This is a genomic window from Streptomyces sp. NPDC127068, assembly GCF_042724695.1.
In the GTDB taxonomy this organism is placed as follows: Bacteria; Actinomycetota; Actinomycetes; order Streptomycetales; family Streptomycetaceae; genus Streptomyces.
In genome coordinates this window covers 126336-145440 of record NZ_JBHXEN010000002.1, presented here as the reverse complement: position 1 = coordinate 145440, position 19105 = coordinate 126336, and the positions used below count along the sequence as shown (strand labels likewise).

Here is a 19105-nt window from a genome sequence, read left to right as displayed (position 1 = left end):
TCCGACGAACCACCCATCACGAACCCGCCCCCTCACGCGCCAAACGAATCAGATCCGCCACACCCAAACCATCAATCAATTCATCGTCACTCGAATCGTCGACCGACTCCTCGACAGGCTCGGCGCCGAGCACGGAAAGCAGTGGGGTCAGCAGTCCGGCGTCCCGGAGCCGGGCGAGCGGAACGGCGGCGAGCTCCCGGCGGAACCGGGCCTCGTCGAACTCGTCCTCGTCCCCTTCCGCGGCGTCGGGGAACAGGTCCGCACAGAGCTTCCGGGCGAGCGCGGCCGGCGTCGGGTGGTCGAAGACCAGGGTCGGCGGCAGCGGCTTCCCGATCGCCTTGCCGATGCGGTTGCGCAGTTCCAGTGCGGTCAGCGAGTCGACACCGAGCTCGATGAAGCTGCGCCCGTCCAGGACGCTGCCGGCCTCGGCGTAGTCGAGCACCGCGGCCACTTCGGCGCGGATCAGGTCGGTCAGGACCTTCTCCTGTTCGCGCGGGGTCAGGCCGGTGAGGCGGTGCAGCAGGAAGTCCGCGGCGTCCTCGCCCGATCCGCGGCGCTGGGGCGTGCGCCGGGTGCGCACGAGTCCACGCAGCAGCGGCGGTACGTCGCCGTTCAGTGCGGTGGTGTCCAGGTGCAGCGGGACCAGGTGGGCGGAACCGTCACCGAGGGCCGCGTCGAAGAGTCGCAGCCCCTCGGTCTGGCTCAGCGCGCCCAGTCCGGCGCGGGTGGCCCGGGCCCGGTCGGCTTCGCCGAGGTCCGCCGCCATGCCGTCGGCCCACGCCCCCCAGCTCAGCGAGACGGCGGGCAGCCCCTGGGCGCGGCGTAGGGCGGCGAGGGAGTCCAGGAAGACGTTGGCCGCGGCGTAGTTGCCCTGTCCTGCGCTGCCGAACACGCCGGCGGCCGAGGAGAACAGCACGAAGGCGGACAGCTCGGCGTCGCGGGTCAGCTCGTGCAGGTTCCAGGCGGCGTCCACCTTGGGGCGCAGCACGGTGTCGACGCGCTCCGGGGTGAGCGCGCCCACCACGCCGTCGTCGAGGACCCCGGCCACGTGCACCACCGCGGCGAGGGGGTGTTCCGCCGGGATCTGCGCGAGGGTGCGGGCGAGCGCGTCGCGGTCGGCGACGTCGCAGGCCGCGAAGGTGGCCGAGGCGCCGAGGGCGGCCAGTTCGGCGCCCAGTCCGGTGTCCGTGCCGCGGCGGCTGACCAGCAGCAGCTGCCGGACCCCGTACGCGGTGACGAGGTGTCGGGCCACGAGCCCGCCGAGCGCGCCGGTCGCCCCGGTGACCAGGACCGTGCCGTGCCCCGGCCACTCGGGCGGGGCAGCGTCCTCGGGCACCGCTTCGAGTCGGGCGCCGAGCAGGGTCCCCGCCCGGAGCGCGGTCTGCGGCTCGTCGAGGGCGATCAGGTGCGGCACGAGTGCGCGGGAGGCGTGTGTCGTGTCCAGGTCGGCCAGGTGGATGCGCCCGGGGTTCTCGGTGGCGGCCGACAGCAGGAGGCCACGGGCGGCGGCCACCGGCAGGTCGGTGACGGTGTCGGTCGGCGCCGCGGCGACCGCGTCCCGGGTGAGCAGCACCAGCCGGGAGGCGGCGAACCGTTCGTCGGCGAGCCAGGTCTGGGCCAGGGCGAGTGCGCGGTGGCAGGCGGCCCGGGTCGCGGCTGCGGTGTCGCCGTTCGTGCCGGGCGCCGTGAACGGCAGCAGGACGGCGTCCGGCACGGCGGCGCCGTCGTCCACCGCGGCGGTCAGCCCGGCGAGGTCGGTGTGGGTCCCGGTCCGGTGCCCGGCGGCGGCGAGGTCGGGGGCCAGCTCGGCGGCGTCCCCCAGCAGGGCCCAGGTGGCGGCCCTGGGCTGCGGCGCGGTGAGGTCCACGAACCGCCGCTGGTAGAGGGACCGGGCCGGGGCGGACTGGCCGAGTTGTTCCGGCGAGACGGGGCGCACGGTGAGTGCGGCGACGGAGAGGGCGGGGCGGCCGGACGGGTCGGTGAGGGTGAGCGACACCGCGTCCGGTCCGGCCGGGGCGATCCTGGCCCGGACCGCCGAGGGGCCCGCGGACCAGCGGCGGACGCCCGTCCACACGAACGGCAGTCGGGTCTGTTCGCTCACCGGCAGTGCGCCGAGGCCGATGGCGTGCAGGGTGGCGTCGAGCAGGATCGGGTGCAGCCCGTACTCGCCGGCCCGCTGGGCGTCGTCCTCGGTGAGCCCGATCTCGGCGAAGACCTCGGAGCCCCGGCGCCAGGCCCGGCGCAGGCCCTGGAAGGCGGGTCCGTAGTCGAGTCGGCTCTCGGCGATGGTCTCGTACCAGTGCGTCAGGTCCACGGGCGTCGCGTCGGCGGGCGGCCAGATCGCCGGGAAGTCGAGCCCGGTGGCCCCGGTGCGGTCCTCGGGGGTGAGGACACCGGCCGCGATGCGGGTCCACTCGTCGGTGCCGGTGTCCGCGCCGGCGGCGCGCGCGTGCACGGCCAGGGAGCGGCGGCCGGTGTCGTCGGCTTCGGCGACCGACACCTGGAGGTCGACGGCGCCGGTGTCCGGCAGGACCAGGGCCGACAGCATGGTCAGCTCGTCGAGTGCGGCCCCGCCGACCTGCTCCGCGGCCTCCAGGGCCAGTTCCACCAGTCCGGAGCCGGGCAGCAGGACGGTGTCCCAGACCCGGTGGTCGTTCAACCACGGGTGGGCCTGGAGGCCGAGGCGCCCGGTGAGCAGCAGCGCGTCGGTGTCCGCGGGGCGGACCGCGGCGCCGAGCAGCGGATGGGTCGTGACGTCGAGCCCGGCCGCGTCGGCCGCGCTGCGGGGTACGGCGACCGGCCAGTAGCGCTTGTGGTCGAAGCCGTACGTCGGCAGGTCGACGCGGCGCGCGCCCTCGGGGCCGGTCAGGGCGTTCCAGTCCGGTGCCCAGCCGCGCACGTGGAGGCGGGCGAGCGCGGTGAGGAAGGTCTGTTCCTCGGAGCGGTCCTGGCGCAGCGCGGCGACGAACTCCGGCTCGGGTCCGGTGCCGTCCGCCGTCACGCATTCCTGGCCCATGGCGCTGAGCACGGCGTCGGGGCCGATCTCCACGAAGGTGGTGACGCCGCTGTCCTGCAAGGTGCGGACGCCGTCGCCGAAGCGCACGGCCTCCCGGACGTGTCGGACCCAGTAGTCCGGTGCGCAGATGTCCTCCGCGGGCACCACCTCGCCGGTCAGGTTGGACACCACCGGCAGGGTGGGCGGATGGTAGGTGAGGGTGTGGGCGACCGCCCGGAACTCCTCCAGCATCGGGTCCATGCGGGGTGAGTGGAAGGCGTGGCTGACGCGGAGCCGTCGGGTCTTGTGGCCGCGCTCGGCGAGTCGTTCGGCCAGTGCGGTGACGAGGTCCTCGGCGCCGGAGACCACCACGGACCTCGGTCCGTTGACGGCGGCCACGGCGACCCGGTCGTGGTGGCCTTCGAGCAGGGCCGCCACCTCGGACTCGGCGGCCCGTACGGAGACCATGGCGCCGCCCTCGGGCAGGGCCTGCATCAGCCGGCCGCGGGCGGCGACGAGGGTGACGGCGTCGGGGAGGGTGAGCACCCCGGCGACGTGGGCGGCGGCCAGCTCGCCGATGGAGTGTCCGGCGACCCGGCTGGGTCGGATGCCGACGTGGCGCAGCAGGTGGCTGAGGGCGACCTCCAGGGCGAACAGGCCGGCCTGGGCGAAGAGGGTGCGGTCCAGTTCGCCGGGCTCGCCGTCGAGCACGACCTCACGCAGCGGCTTGCCAAGCCGGTCCCCGAACTCCTCGCACACCTGGTCGAAGGCGGCGGCGAAGGCGGGGTAACGGGCGTACAGCTCGCGGCCCATGCCGGGGCGTTGGCTGCCCTGGCCGGTGAACAGGAACGCCAGGTCGCCCGCGGCGGGGGTGCCCCGGACCACGCGGCTGTCGCTGCGGCCGGCGGCGAGCGCGTCGAGTCCGTCGAGCAGGGCGGCGCGGTCGTGGCCGACGAGGACGGCCCGGTGGGGCAGGGCGGCGCGGCTGGTGGCCAGGGAGTGGGCGATGTCCTCGATGCGTTCCTGCGGCCGGGCGAGCAGATGCGCGTGCAGGCGTTGCGCCTGGTTGCGCAGACCCTGTTCGGTGCCGGCGGACAGGGGCCAGAGCACCCGCGCACCGGTGCCGGGCGGTTCCTCCTGCGGCGGGGCGGGGAGGTCCGGTTCCTCGATGATGACGTGGGCGTTGGTGCCGCTGATCCCGAAGGCGGAGATGCCGGCCCGTCGGGGGCGTTCGCCGCGCGGCCAGTCGACCGGTTCGGTCGCCAGCGCCACCGCTCCGGAGTCCCAGTCCACGAACGACGAGGGCTCGTCCACGTGCAGGGTCTTCGGCAGGGTGTCGTGCCGCATCGCCTCGACGAGCTTGATGATGCTGGCCGCGCCGGCGGCGGCTTGGGTGTGGCCGAGGTTGGACTTCACCGAGCCGAGCCACAGGGGCCGGTCCTCGGGGCGGTCCTGCCCGTAGGTCGCCAACAGGGCCTGCGCCTCGATCGGGTCACCCAACTTGGTGCCCGTGCCATGCCCCTCCACCACGTCCACATCGGCCGCCGACAGTCCCGCGTCCGCCAACGCCGCCCGGATCACCCGCTGCTGCGCCGGACCGTTCGGCGCCGTCAAACCGTTCGACGCACCGTCCTGATTCACCGCCGAACCCCGTACCACGGCCAGCACCGGATGCCCGTTCGCCAGCGCGTCCGACAGCTTCTCCACCACCAGCAGGGCCGCGCCCTCGCCCCAGCCGGTGCCGTCGGCGGCGGAGGCGTACGCCTTGCAGCGGCCGTCCGCGGACAGACCGCGTTGCCGGCTGAACTCGACGAAGGCGACCGGTCGGGCCATCACGGTGACCCCGCCGGCGATGGCCATCGTGCACTCGCCCTTGCGCAGGGCCTGGGCGGCGAGGTGCAAGGCGACCAACGACGAGGAACAGGCGGTGTCCAGGGTGACCGCGGGACCCTCCAGACCGAGGGTGAACGCGACCCGGCCGGATATCACGCTCGCGGCGCCGCCGATCATGCGTTGGCCCTCGACGGCGGGGACCTGCTCCAACAGGGCCGGCTCGTAGTCGTGGTAGATGATGCCCGCGTAGACGCCGGTGCGTGATCCCCGCAACGCGTGCGGATCGATACCCGCACGCTCCACCGCCTCCCACGCCACCTCCAACATCAACCGCTGCTGCGGATCCATCGCCAACGCCTCACGCGGCGAAATACCAAAGAACTCCGCATCAAACTCCGCCGCACCATGCAAAAACCCACCCTCACGCACATACGACGTCCCCACACCATCCGGATCCGGATCAAACAACGACCCCAAATCCCAACCCCGATCCACCGGAAACCCAGAAACCCCATCCCCACCCGACACCACCAAATCCCACAAACCCTCAGGCGAAGACACACCCCCCGGCAAACGACACGCCATCCCCACAATCGCCACCGGCTCCCGCGCCGCCGCCACCAACTCCCGATTCACCCGACGCAAACGCGCCGACTCCTTCACCGCATCACGCAACGCCCCCACCAACTCATCCGACGAACCACCCACAGACCCACCCACCGAACCACCCATCACGAACCCGCCCCCTCACGCGCCAAACGAATCAGATCCGCCACACCCAAACCATCAATCAATTCATCGTCACTCGAATCGTCGACCGACTCCTCGACAGGCTCGGCAACCGGACGGGTGGGCGGGCCGGACGCCGGCGAACCGGACTCCGGTCCCCCGGCCAGTGCGGCGAGCAGGAAGCGCGCCACGCCGACGGGCCGGGGGTGGTCGAACACGAGCGTCGCCGGCAGCCGCAGCCCCGTCGCGACGGTGAGCCGGTTGCGCAGGTCGAGCGCGGTCAGCGAATCGAACCCGAGCTCGTTGAACGCCCGGTGCGCATCGACCGTTTCGGCCCGGGCGTACCCGAGGACGGCCGCGACCTCGGCCCGGACCAGCTCGACGAGCAGCCGGTCACGGTCCTCCGGGTCCGCCAGCGCCGCCAGGCGCTCGCGCAGATCGGGCACCCGGGTGACGGTCCCCGCCCGGCGTACCGGGCGGATCAAGCCGTGCCAGAGCGGGGCGAGCGTGCTCGCCTCGCGCCGTAGACCGTCCAGGTCGAGGGACATGGGGGCGACGAAGGCGCTGTCGCCCGCCAGGGCCCGGTCCAGTAGGGCCAGGGCCTGGGCGTCCGTCATCGGCGCGAGCCCCGCCCGGGCCAGCCGTCGACGGTCCGCGGCCGAGAGGTCGCCGGTCATTCCGCTCGCCGAGGCCCACAGGCCCCAGGCCAGCGAGGTGGCGGGGAGCCCCTGGGCGCGGCGCAGGGCGGCGAGCCCGTCCAGGACGCCGTTCGCCGCCGCGTAGTTGGCCTGGCCCGCCGAGCCGAGCAGGGCCGCGGCGGAGGAGAAGAGGAGGAAGGCGGAGAGCTTCCGGTCGGCCGTCAGCTCGTGCAGGTGCCAGGCCGACAGGACCTTCGCCCGGAACACCTCGTCGACGTCGGACGCGGACAGCTGGGGCAGCGTGCCGTCCCGCAGCACGCCCGCGCAGTGCACCACCGCGGACAGGTCGTCGATGTCCGACAGCACCGCGGCGAGCGCGGATCGGTCGGACACGTCGCAGGCCAGCACGTCCACCCGGGCGCCGGCGGCGGTGAGTTCCCGGGCCAGCGCGCCGGCACCCGGCGCGGCCACGCCGCGGCGGGACAGCAGCACCAGGCGTCGTACCCGGTGCCGGGTCACCAGGTGTCGTGCGACCAGCGCCCCGAGGACGCCCGTGCCGCCGGTGATCAAGGCCGTGCCCGTTCCCAGCGCCGCGATGCCGTCGGCCGCGTCCGGTGGTGCGGCGAACCGGTCCAAGCGGGCGGCCAGCATCCGCCCGGACCGCACCGCCAACTGGTCCTCGACGGCGGCCAGGTCGGCCAGCGCGTCCGGCAGCTCGCCGTCCGACTCCGCGTCGACCAGGGCGAACCGTTCGGGGAACTCCCGTTGCGCCGAGCGGACCAGGCCCCACACGCCGGCGCCCACCGGATCGGACACCTCGTCCACCGCACCCCGGGTGACCACCAGGAGCCGGCGCGCACCGGCGTGGTGCGCCCATTCCCGGATCGAGGCCAGGACCTGGGTGACGGCTGCCGCGGCGCCCGTGACCTCGCGGGTGCCCAGCGCCCGGCAGTCGAGCAGGGCGGTCCCGCCGACGGGCTCCGGCGTGCTCTTCCCGTCCCAGAATCCGTCCCGGCGTCCGTCCCGGAGTCCGTCCCGCACGGGCAGCGGCTCGGCCGTCTTCGCCGCACCGGGGTCGACCGGGGTCCAGCGGATCGCGTACAGCTCGTCGCCCGCCCCGGACGCCAACTGCCCGGGGGTCACGGGGCGCATGGTCAGGGAGTCGATGGTCAGCACCGGCGTGCCGTCCTCCGCGGCGGCAGCGACCGTCACGGCACCGTCCGCCAGCCGCCGTAGACGTACCCGCAGCGCGGTGGCGCCCGCCGGGCGTGCCCCGTGCAGTCGGACGCCGGCCCAGGCGAACGGCAGGACCACGGCGTCGTCGGCGAGGCCGAGCAGCGCCACGGCTTGCAGCGCCGCGTCGAGCAGGGCGGGGTGCAGGGCGAAGCGTTGCTCCGCCGCAGCCGTGTCGGGCAGGGTGACGTCGGCGTACAGATCGGCGCCGGAGCGTCGGGCGGCGTGCAGTCCCCGGAAGGCGGGACCGTACGCGTAGCCCCGGTCGGCCAGTGAGGTGTAGAAGTCCGCGACCGGTACGGGTTCCGCGTCAGCGGGCGCGGTGCACGCGTCCGGGGCCGGCGGCGGCACTTCGTCCGCGGCGAGGACTCCGGCGGCGTGCCGGGTCCACTGCACCTCGGTGCCGTCCTCGCCGGCGGTGACCCGGTGCGAGAAGATCCCGAACGTGCGCCGGCCGTCCTCGGCCGCGCCGACGGCGAGTTGCAGCCGCACGGCACCGTCGTCGGGCAGGGTCAGCGGGGTGTGCAGGCTCACCTCCTCGACGACGTCGCAGCCGGTACCGGCGCCCGCGCGCAGGGCCAGTTCGACCAGTGCGGTGCCGGGCACCAGGACGGTGCCGCCGATCACGTGGTCGGCGAGCCACGGGTGGTCGCCCAGGGAGAGCCGGCCGGTCAATACGAGGGCGGCGCCCGGCTCCGCGACGTCGATCGCGGCGCCCAGCAACGGGTGCCCGGTCCCCGTCACCCCGGCGGCCGGCAGGTCGGGAGCCGTCGCGACCGCGTCGAGCCAGTGGCGGCGGCGTTGGAAGGCGTACGTGGGCAGCCCGACGACGGGCCCCGCGGGCAGCAGCGCACTCCAGTCGACGGGGGCGCCGTGGACGTACGCCGTGGCCAGGCTGGTGATCAGACGGTCCCGGTCGTCCTCGCCGCGGCGCAGCGTACCGATCGCGGCGGCGGTCACCTCGGCGGCGTCGGCGCTCTGCTGGATCGGCAGGGTGAGCACGGGGTGCGGGCTGACCTCGATGAAGAACCGGTGTCCGGCGTCGAGCAGTCCGCTGACGGCGTCGTGGAACCGTACGGTGTCGCGCAGGTTCCTGGCCCAGTAGCCGGCGTCCGCCGCGCCGTCGGGGAGCGGGCCGCCGGTGACCGTGGACCAGAACGGCACCTCGGCGCGGTGTGGCGTGATCTCCGCGGCGTACTCGGCGAGTCGGGCGGCGGGTGCGTCCATCCGGTCGGTGTGGAAGGCGTAGTCCGTGCCGGCCGGTCTGGTCCGGACGCCGTCCGTGGTGCAGCCCGCCACGAAGGCGGCCAGTTCCTCCGGATCGCCCGCCACGACCACCGAGTCCGGGCCGTTGACGGCGGCGACGGCGAGCCCGGTGGTGAGCCGGGGGCCGGCCTGCTCGGGGCTGAGCGCCGCCCAGGCCATGGCACCGCGCCCGGCGAGCCCCGACGCGTGCAGCAGTCGACCGCGGGCTGCGATCAGGGCAGCCGCGTCGGGCAGGCTCAGGACGCCTGCCACGCAGGCCGCGGCGACCTCCCCGCGGGAGTGTCCGACGACCGCGGACGGGCGCACTCCGTACGACTCCCACATCGCCGCGAGCGAGACGGCGACGGCGAAGAGGACGGGCTGTCCGACGTCGGCCCGGTCCAGCGGGGGTGCGTCCTGCTCGCCCCGGATCACGGCGAGCAGGGACCAGTCGGTGTGCGGTGCCAGGGCGGTGGCGCACTCGTCCATGCGGGCCGCGAAAGCGGGCGAGACGTCGAGCAGGTGGCGTGCCATGCCGTCCCACTGCGCGCCCTCACCGGAGAACACGAACACCGGTTCCGTGGAGAGGCGTTGTCCGCGGACGACCGCTGCGCCGGGGCGTCCCTCGGCCAGGGCGTGCAGTCCGTCGAGGAGTGCGGCGCGGTCGTGGCCGAGGACGACGGCCCGGTGGGTGAGGGCGGCCCGGGTGCCGACGAGGGAGCGTCCGATGTCCTCGGGCGTCCGGTCGGTGGCCGTGTCGGCCAGCCGTGCCGCCTGTGCGGTGAGTGCGGTGGCGGACTTCGCGGACACCACCCACGGCAACAGGCCCGGTGCCGGCGGCGGATCGGCCGGGGCGGTCGGGGTGTTCGCGGGGTCGTCGGGGTGTTCCAGGACGACGTGGGCGTTGGTGCCGCTGATGCCGAACGAGGACACCGCCGACCGGCGCGGACGCCCGGACTCGGGCCACGGCCGCGCCTCGGTGAGCAGGTTCACCGCACCCGACGCCCAGTCCACGTGCGGGGTGGGCGCGTCGACGTGCAGGGTCCGCGGCAACACCCCGTGGTGCATGGCCAGTACGGACTTGATGACCCCGGCGACCCCCGCGGCGGCCTGGGTGTGGCCGAGGTTGGACTTCACGGAACCCAGCCAGGCGGGCTGGTCCGCGGGCCGCTGCTGCCCGTACGTCGCCAACAGGGCCTGCGCTTCGATGGGGTCGCCGAGCACGGTGCCCGTCCCGTGCGCCTCGACCAGATCGACGTCACCCGCCGCCACACCCGCCTGCGCCAACGCCTGCCGGATCACCCGCTGCTGCGACGGACCGTTCGGCGCCGTCAAACCGTTCGACGCACCGTCCTGATTCACCGCCGACCCCGCCACCACCGCCCACACCCGACGCCCCGCACGCACCGCAGCCGACCGCCGCTGCACCACCAACAACCCCACACCCTCGGCCCATCCGGTGCCGTCGGCGTCCGCGGAGAACGGCTTGCAGCGTCCGTCCGGGGCGAGCGCGCGTTGCCGCGAGAACTCCACGAACAGGGAGGGCGTGGTCATGATCGTGACGCCGCCCACGAGTGCCAGCTCGCATTCGCCGGCGCGCAGGGCCTGGGCCGCCAGGTGCAGCGAGACCAGCGAGGACGAGCACGCCGTGTCCACCGTCACCGCGGGGCCCTCCAACCCCAACGCGTACGCAACCCGGCCCGACATGACACTCGCGGCGCTGCCGGTCACCTGGTAGCCGGTGCTGTCGTCCGGTGCTCCGGCGGCGTACGTGGAGTAGTCCTGGAGGTTGCTGCCCAGATAGACGCCGGTGGCGCTGGAGTGCAGCACGGTGGGGTCGATCCCGGCGTGTTCCAGGGCCTCCCACGCCGTTTCCAGGACGACGCGCTGCTGCGGATCGGTCGCGGCGGCCTCGCGCGGGCTGATGCCGAAGAAGTCGGCGTCGAAGTCGGCGATCCCGTCGAGGAACCCGCCGCGACGGGTGTACGAGGTGCCGACCCGGTCCCGGTCGGGGGCGTACAGGCCCGCCACGTCCCAGCCCCGGTCCGTGGGGAACTCACCGGTGACGTCGGTGCCGTCGGCGACCACCCGCCACAGGTCGTCCGGTCCGGTGACACCGCCGGGGAAGCGGCAGGCCATGCCGACGATGACGATCGGGTCGTCGGCGTCCGCCGCGCGGGTGGCCGCTGCCGCGGCGGCGACTGCGCCGCTCTCGCCGACCAGTTCGGCGAGCAGGTGGCGGGCGGTGGCTGCGGGCGTCGGACGGTCGAAGACGACCGTGGTGGACAGGGCCAGCCCGGTGCGGGCGGTCAACCGGTTGCGCAGGTCGACCGCGGTGAGCGAGTCGAAGCCCATCTCGTGGTACGCCCGGTCGGCGTCGATGGTCGCGGTGCCGGCGTGCCCGAGGACCGTGGCGGCTTCCGCCCGGACGAGGTCGGTGAGGTGACGCATCCGTTCGGCGCCGGTCATGGTGGCGAGGCGGGCACCGAGGTCGGACGTCCCGCCGCCCGTGGCCGCCGTCCTGCGCACCGGACCGACCAACGCCCGCAGTACGGACGGTATCGGCGCGGCGGTGTCGCGCACCGCGGCCAGGTCGAGCGGGGCCGCCACGACCTGCGGCTGACCGGTCCCGAGCGCCGCGTCGAGCAGGGCGAGCCCTTGCGCGTCCGACATCGGCACCAGGCCCGAGCGGGCCAGCCGGCGGCGGTCCGCGTCCGACAGCGCGCCGGTCATGCCGGTCGACGCCGCCCACCAGCCCCAGGCGAGCGAGGTCCCGGGCAGGCCGTGCGCCCGGCGTCGGGCCGCGAGGGCGTCCAGGTAGGCGTTGGCCGCCGCGTAGTTGGCCTGGCCGGCCGAGCCCAGCACACCGGTGACCGAGGAGAACAGGACGAACGCCGACAGTTCCCGGTCGGCGGTCAGCTCGTGCAGGTACCGGGCGGGCAACGCCTTGGCGCGGAAGGTCTCCGCCACGTCGGCCGCGGTCATCCGGGCCACGGTCACATCGCGCAGGACGCCCGCGCAGTGCACCACCGCGGACAGGTCCTCGATGCCGGAGACGACCTGTTCCAGGGCGGCGCGGTCGGACGCGTCGCACGCCACCGCGTCGGCCCGGGCTCCGGCGTCCCCGAGCTCCGCCACCAACGCGGCGGCCCCGGGCGCGGCGGGGCCGCGTCGCGAGAGCAGGACCAGCTTCCGCACTCCGTGCCGGGCCACCAGGTGCCGGGCGACGGCGGAGCCGAGCGCCCCGGTGCCGCCGGTGATCAGGACCGTACCGGCGCCGAATCCGACCGGACCGCCGGTCGCCCGGAGCCGACCGAGGCGGGGCACCAGGACCTCGCCGGAGCGCACCGTCAGCTGGTCCTCGGCCTCGGGGAGCACGGCCGGCAGGACGGCGTCCGCATCGAGGTCGGCCAGCAGGAGCCGGCCCGGGAATTCGAGCTGTGCGGAGCGGACGAGGCCCCACACCGCGGCGGCCCCGGCATCGGGTGCCGCACCCACGGCGTCCCGGGTCACCACGGCCAGTCGGGAGCCGCGCAGCTCCTCAGCGGCGAGGAAGCCCTGGAGGACGGCGAGCGCCGCGGGCAGGTCCCCGGCGGCGGGCCACACCACCAGGTCGGGTGCGGGGGTGCCCGCGGCGACGGCGGCGAGCAGGGCGGGCAGGTCCTCGTGGTCCGCGCCGTCCTCGCCGAGCACCACCGGTCGTTCGGACGCGGCCCCGGCCGGGCGTCCCGGTCGCTGCCAGTCCACGGTGAACAGGGCGTCGGCGGTGTCCGCCGACGACGGGGTGCCCTGCGGTCGGCGGATCGCCACGGCGCGGGCTGCCGCCACGGGCGCTCCGTCGCCGTCGGCGAGTTCCAGCGCGCCGTCGTGGGCGAGGCGCACCCGTACCCGTTCGGCGCCCGTGGCGGCCAGGTGCACGCCGGTCCAGTCGGCGGCCACCGCGTGGCCGTCGCCGGTCTCCGCGAGACGCAGGTGCAGGGCGGCGTCGAGCAGCGCCGGGTGGATGCCGAACCGGCCGGCCCGGGTGGCGACACCGGCCGGCAGCGCCACCTCCGCGTAGAGGTCGGCGCCGACGCGCCAGGCGGCCTGCACGCCCCGGTAGGACGGGCCGATGTCGTGTCCGCGCGCCGCCAGCGAGGCGTACAGGTCGGTCACCGTCAGCGGCTCGGCGTCGGCGGGCGGCCACTGCCGCAGGGCGAAGGCGGGCGCCGGTCCCGTTCCGAGGGTGCCTTCGGCGTGCAGGGTCCAACCGGCTCCGGCGCGGGTGCGTCCGCTCAGGCGCACCGTCCGCGTCCCGTCGGTGGCGGTGCCGGTACGGATCTGGAGGTCGACGTTCCCGGTGGCGGGCAGGGTGAGCGGCGTCCTGAGGTGCAGCTCCTCGACGGTGGTGCAGCCGATCTCGTCGCCCGCCCGCAGGGCGAGTTCCACGAACACCGCCGTCGGCACGCCGCCGTCGCCGGCGCTCCGTTCGGCGAGCCAGGGGTGGGAGTGTCGGGAGAGTCGCCCCGTGAGGACGACGTCGTCGGTGTCGGCGAGACGCACGGCGGCGCCGAGCAGCGGGTGGCGCGGCGCGTCGAGGCCCAGGGCGGCGACACCGGCGCGGCCGGGCTCCTCGGTCAGCCAGTAGCGCTGGCGCTGGAACGCGTACGTCGGGAGGTCGGCGCGGGCACCGGCGGGGAGGACCGTGTGCCACTCCACCGCCGCACCGTTGACGTACGCCTCGGCCAGGCTGCGCAGCATCCGGGACGGCTCGTCCTCGTCCCGGCGCAGGGTGCCGACGGCGGCGACGGGCCGGTCGAGCGGTTCGGCGTTCTGTTGGACGGCCGTGGTGAGCACCGGGTGCGGGCTCATTTCGAGGAAGAGTTGGTGCCCGGTGCGGACGGCGGCCCGGACCGCGGCGTCGAAGCGGACGGTCCCGCGCAGGTTGCGGTACCAGTAGCCGCCGTCCAGCCCGGTGGTGTCCAGGGGTCCGTCGAGTTCGGCGCGGGAGCCGTCCGCCACGGTGGAGAAGAACGGGACGGGGGCGGCGAGCGGGGTGAGCGTCGACAGCGCGTCGCCCAACTCCTGCTGCAACTCCTCGATGTGGGAGGAGTGCGAGGCGTAGTCCACGGCGATGCGTCGGGCCCGTACCCCGTCGGCGGTGCATCCGGTCAGGAGGCGGTCGCAGGCGGTGGAGTCACCGGCGACGACGATCAGCTCGGGGCCGTTGACGGCGGCCACTTCGAGGGGTTCGCCCGCGATCCGGGCCTCGACGCGCTCCAGGGGTTCGGCGACGGAGACCATGCCGCCGAGCCCGGCGAGTCGGGTCAGGGAGCGGCTGCGCAGGGCGACGACCGCGGCGGCGTCGGTGAGGGACAGCGCCCCCGCGACGCAGGCGGCGGCTATCTCGCCCTGGGAGTGGCCGATGACCGCGGCAGGCCGGACGCCGTGCGACTCCCACAGGGCCGCCAGCGACACCATGACGGAGAACAGCACGGGTTGGATGACGTCCACGCGTTGCAGCACCGTGTCGTCCGCGGTGCGGACGGTCTCCAGGAGGTCCCAGTCGGTGTGCGGGGCGAGCGCGGCGGCGCAGTCGGCCATCCGGGCGGCGAACACGGGGGCCTCGGCGAGCAGGCCGCGGGCCATGCCGGTCCATTGGGCGCCCTGGCCGGGGAAGACGAAGACCGGCCCGCCGGTGAGGGCCCGGCCGCGGACGACGTGGCCCGGGGACTCGCCGTGGGCCAGGGCCGTGCAGCCGTCGAGGAGGTCCGCGCCGAGGCCCAGCACCACGGCACGCTCGGTGAGCGGTGCCCGGTCGGCCAGGGCGCGGGCCACGTCGCCGGCCGGTAGTGGCGGCACCGTGTCGGCCAGCCGTGCCGCCTGTGCGGTGAGTGCGGTGGCGGACTTCGCGGACACCACCCACGGCAGTACGCCCACGGGGTCAGCCGGGGCGGTCGGGGTGTTCGCCGGCTCGTCGGGGTGTTCCAGGACGACGTGGGCGTTGGTGCCGCTGATGCCGAACGAGGACACCGCCGACCGGCGCGGACCCCCGGACTCGGGCCACGGCCGCGCCTCGGTGAGCAGTCGGACGCCGCTGGCTGCCCAGTCCACGTGCGGGGTGGGCGCGTCGACGTGCAGGGTCCGCGGCAACACCCCGTGGTACATGGCCAGTACGGACTTGATGACCCCGGCGACCCCCGCGGCGGCCTGGGTGTGGCCGAGGTTGGACTTCACGGAGCCCAGCCACAGCGGCCGGTCGGTGCCGTGGGCGTCGCCGTAGACGGCCTGGAGCGCCTGCGCTTCGATGGGGTCGCCGAGCACGGTGCCCGTCCCGTGCGCCTCCACCAGGTCCACATCAGCCGCCGCCACGCCCGCCTGCGCCAACGCCTGCCGGATCACCCGCTGCTGCGACGGACCGTTCGGCGCCGTCAAACCGTTCGACGCACCGTCCTGATTCACCGCCGACCCCGCCACCACCGCCCACACCCGACGCCCCGCACGCACCGCGGCCGACCGCCGCTGCACCACCAACAACCCCACACCCTCGGCCCAACTGGTGCCGTCGGCCGCTTCGGCGAAGGACTTGCAGCGTCCGTCCGGGGCGAGGCCCTGCTGGCGGGAGAACTCGATGTGGATGCCCGAGGTGGACATCACGGCGACCCCGCCGGCCAGGGCGAGTTCGCATTCGCCGGTGCGCAGGGCCTGGGCCGCCAGGTGCAGGGCCACCAGCGAGGACGAGCACGCCGTGTCCACCGTCACCGCGGGGCCCTCCAAGCCCAACGCGTACGCCACCCGGCCCGACATGACACTGGCCGTGGTGCCGGTCAGCCGTAGCCCTTCGGTGCCCTCGACCGGCTCGTGCAGCCGGGGCCCGTACTCCATCGCGGTGGCCCCGACGTAGACGCCCGTGCGCGTGCCGCGCAGCTGGTCCGGGCGGATGCCTGACCGCTCCAGCGCCTCCCAGGAGGTCTCCAGCAGCAGCCGCTGTTGCGGGTCCATCGCGGTGGCCTCGCGGGGGCTGATGCCGAAGAACTCCGCGTCGAAGTCGGCGGCGTCGGGGAGGAAGCCGCCGTGGCGCACCGCCGCTGCCTCCGCCGGGTCCCGACCTTCCAGCCCGGTGAGGTCCCAGCCCCGGTCGGTGGGGAGGTCCCCGATGACGTCGGTGCCGTCCGCCACCACCCGCCACAGGTCCTCCGGACCGGCGACGCCACCGGGGAAGCGGCACGCCATGCCGACGATCACGATCGGATCGTCGATGCCGAGGGGAGCGCCGGCCGCCGGCAGGGGCGCGGTCCGCGGCGCCTCGATGCCGCGCAGGTGGTCGATCAGTGCGTCGGGGGTGGGCCAGTCGAAGACCAGGGTGTTGGGCAGCCGGACGCCGGTGCTGCGGTGCAGCCGCTCGCGCAGTTCCATGCCCAGTTGCGAACTGAGGCCGAGTTCCTTGAAGGTGCGGCCGGTGGCGATGCCGGCGGCGTCCTCGTGGCCGAGGACCTGGGCGATCTGGGTGCGGACCACGGCGGCGACGTCGACCGTGACCACCGTCCCGGACGCGGCCTCCCCGGTGTGCGGCGCCCGCTCGGTCCGGGCCGGCCGCGCGGCCGGTGCGGTCGGGGTCTCGCCGAGCCAGTGACGGCGCCGTTGGAAGGCGTACGTGGGCAATTCGGCGTGCGGGGCCGCTCCGGCGAAAAGGGTTTCCGCGGTGAATTCCCCGCCGTGGACGTGCAGCGTTCCCAGTGCGTGGAGAAAACGGTCCAGACCGCCGTCGCCGCGCCGCAGGGTTCCGGTGACGCAACCGTCGACCTGTGCGTGCTCTACGGCTTGCTGCACCCAGACGGTGAGCAGGGGATCCGGGCTGACTTCGATGAAATTCCGGTACCCGTCGCGGAGCAGGGCGGAAACGGCGGCGCCGAATTGCACGGGCTCCCGAAGATTTCGGTACCAGTAGTCGGCACCCAGCTCGTCCGGTTCGGCCGCGGAACCCGTGACGGTCGAGTAGAAGAGGCTGTTCGCTCGCCCGGGCGAAAGGTGCGTGCAGGCTTCCCGCAACGGCTCGCGGAGTTTCTCCACCTGCGGGGAATGACCGGCGAAAGTGACGCCCGGTATGCGCCACGACATGACTCCGCGGTCGGCCAACAGTGCACCGAATTCATCCAGCGCGGCCGGGTCCCCGGATATGGTCACGGAGTCGGGGCCGTTCACCGCGGCGAGTGACAAACGGTCCGACCACGGCTGGAGCGGGTGTGCCACCTGTTCCGCGGAAACCGGCACGAACAGCATCGCGCCGTGGTCCACCAGGTCCAGCAGCGCACGGCTGCGCAGGGCGACCAGTCGCGCGGCGTCCGCGAGCGGGAGGACCCCGGCGACACAGGCGGCGGCTATCTCGCCCTGGCTGTGGCCGACCACCGCCGCCGGCACCACACCGTAGGAGCGCCAGAGTTCGGCCAGCGACACCATGACCGCGAACAGCACCGGCTGCACCACGTCGACGCGTTCCAGTGGAGGGCTGCCCTCTTCACCGCGGAGGACGGCGGTGAGCGACCAGTCGACGTGGGCGTTCAGGGCCCGCTCGCAGTCGGCGATGCCGGCGGCGAACACCGGAGCCTCCGTCAGCAGGCGTGCGGCCATCCCCACCCACTGGGAGCCCTGCCCCGGGAACACGAAGACCGGACCGCCGGTGGTGCCCGCGACGCCGGTGGTGCCCTCGGCGAGCAGGGGGTCCGTCCGGTCGTCGGCCAGGGCCGCGAGGCCCCGCAGCAGGGTCTCCCGGTCGGCGCCGGCCACGGCCGCTCGGTGGGCGAACGCGGTGCGCGCGGTGAACAGGGCGCGGCCGACGGCGGCCGGGTCCACGGTCGGCCGCTGCGACACATGGGCGTGCAGTCGGGCGGCCTGGGCCCGCAGGGCCTCGGCGCTGCGGCCCGACAGCGTCCACAGCACCGCCCGTTCCGGCTCGCCCTGGTCGGCGGGGGCGGGTCGGTCCGGCGCCTGCTCGACCACCAGATGGGCGTACGTACCGCCCAGGCCGAAGGCACTCACCCCGGCGCGGCGCAGCACGTCGACGGGCGCGGGCCAGGGGGTGAAGTCTCGCTGTACCCGCAGCTGGAGCCGGTCGAGGTCGATCGCGGGGTGCGCGGTCTCGAAGTGGAGGCTCGCGGGCAGGGCCGCGTGCTCCAGCGAAAGGACCACCTTGAGCAGCCCGGCGATGCCCGCGGCGGCCTCCAGGTGCCCGATGTTGGTCTTGATCGAGCCGACCGTCAGGGGCGAGCCCGGGGGACGGGTGGCGCCCAGCGCGGCGGCCTCGACGGGGTCGCCCACCACGGTGCCGGTGCCGTGCAGTTCGACGTACTGGGTGTCTGCGGGGGTGAGGCCCGCCCGCCGGTGCGCGAGGTCGATGACCTCGCGCTGCACCTGGGGGTCGGGCACGGTGAGCCCGGCCGCGGCGGCACCGGCGTTGACGGCGCTGCCCCGGATCACGCAGCGCACCCGGTCCCCGTCGGCGAGCGCCCGGTCGAGGGTCTTGAGCAGCACCAGCGCGCCGCCCTCGCCGCGTACGTAGCCGTCGGCGCGGGCGTCGAAGGTGTGGGCGCGCCCGGTCGGCGAGAGCGCGCCGCTGGCCGCCGCGGCCAGCGCGGTCTCCGGGGCGAGGTTGAGGCTGACGCCACCGGCCAGGGCCGCGGAGCACTCCCCCGCCCGTAGGCTCTCGGCGGCCAGGTGCACGGCGACCAACGAGGACGACTGTCCGGTGTCGACGACCTCGCTCGGCCCGCGGAGCCCCAGCAGGTAGGACAGCCGGTTGGGGATCATGCTGCGCAGGGTGCCGGCGGCCGTGTGCGGGGAGATGCCGGCGGCGCCCAGTCGGGCCCGCAGGATCGCGTAGTCGTCCAGGGCGGCGCCGACGAAGACGCCGGTGTCGGTGCCGTCGAGCGCGGCGGGCACGACGCCGGCGTGCTCCAGCGCCTCCCAGCCGAGTTCCAGCACGAGCCGCTGTTGCGGATCCATGGCCGCCGCCTCGCGCGGCGACACCTGGAAGAAGTCGGCGTCGAACAGGCCCGGATCGTCGAGGAAGCCGCCCCAGCGCGCCGCCCGGACCCAGGGTTCGTCGGGTAGTTCCGCCACGTCCCACCGGTCGACCGGAACCTCGGTGACCGCGTTCCCACCGGTCGACAGCAACCGCCACAAGGCCGTGGGGTCCTCCGCTCCGGGGAGCCGGCAGGAATACCCGACGACGGCGATGGGAACAGTGGGGTCCATATCTCTCAGTTCGACGGCGGTACACGATTGGCCTTTTCCCGTCGTACAGCTCACCGTTCGACGGGAAGGCCCACCCTTCCAGCCGCCGATATCGTCTCGATGACGTCAAGCGCGACAGCGTGTAACGCGCCCACTCGCGGGCGATATCGATTCCCCGGAGGCCGAACACCTGCGCCTCATACGCAAGGCCGCTCCTGCACTC

Annotated in this window: 2 protein-coding genes; both read right to left on the bottom strand. The window is 74.6% G+C overall.

Going from position 1 to position 19105, the window contains the following annotated elements; genetic code table 11:
- Window positions 1-16: 16 nt before the first annotated feature.
- Entirely contained in the window at window positions 17-5449 is a 5433-nt protein-coding gene (locus tag ACFWIA_RS01905) for a type I polyketide synthase (protein ID WP_386999485.1), read from the bottom strand.
- Window positions 5450-5559: 110 nt separating this feature from the next.
- A complete protein-coding gene (locus ACFWIA_RS01900) occupies window positions 5560-18903 on the bottom strand; it encodes an SDR family NAD(P)-dependent oxidoreductase (protein ID WP_386999402.1) in 13344 nt (4447 codons plus the stop codon).
- Window positions 18904-19105 lie beyond the last annotated feature (202 nt).

Coding starts and splice junctions, on each gene's coding strand:
- ACFWIA_RS01900 (WP_386999402.1), bottom strand. CDS start 18,903: ATGGACCCCACTGTTCCCATCGCCGTCGTCGGGTATTCCTGCCGGCTC.